1 protein-coding gene is annotated in these 554 nt (G+C 55.6%); it reads right to left on the bottom strand.

Annotated elements, in window-relative coordinates:
- Nucleotides 1–43: 43 nt before the first annotated feature.
- The coding region (locus ACR0MQ_RS22985) for a threonine ammonia-lyase (RefSeq protein ID WP_480611300.1) at nt 44–554 on the bottom strand (511 nt) is incomplete at its 5' end.

Here is a 554-nt window from a genome sequence, read left to right as displayed (position 1 = left end):
TCGTGATCGTCAAATTTCGCGGATTTGTTCATATTCTCTCTCCTCATCCTTGCAACCATGGCAACTTGTCTAGATCGACGTTCCCGCCTGTTATGATCACGCCCACACGTTTGCCGCGGAACACGTCTTGGTTCTTCAAGATGACCGCCAATGGCACCGCCGAAGATGGTTCCATCACCACCCGAAGGTGCTTCCACGTCAATTTCATAGCGGCGATGATCTCGTCATCAGAGGCTGTGAAAATGTCCGTCACATGGTTCGAGACAAAGTGCCATGTGTTCTCTTTCAAGGGCACCAGCAAGCCGTCAGCGACGGTCTTGGGTGCGTCGTCGGCAATTATGTACCCAGCCTTGAAGGACCGAAACGCATCATCTGCCTGCTCGGGTTCGGCCGCGTAAATCTCTGTACCGGATGCAAGGTTCGAGACGGTCAAGCAGGTGCCTGAAACCATGCCGCCGCCGCCAATCGGGGCGATAACGGCGTCAACGCCGCCGGTTTGATCCAGCAACTCAGCCGAGCAAGTGGCTTGCCCTGCGATCACACGCGGATCGTTG

The sequence above is a fragment of the Ruegeria sp. AN6 genome, assembly GCF_056540425.1.
The sequence above is the reverse complement of the archived record's forward strand: the minus strand, read 5'-3'. Positions and strand labels throughout refer to the sequence as shown.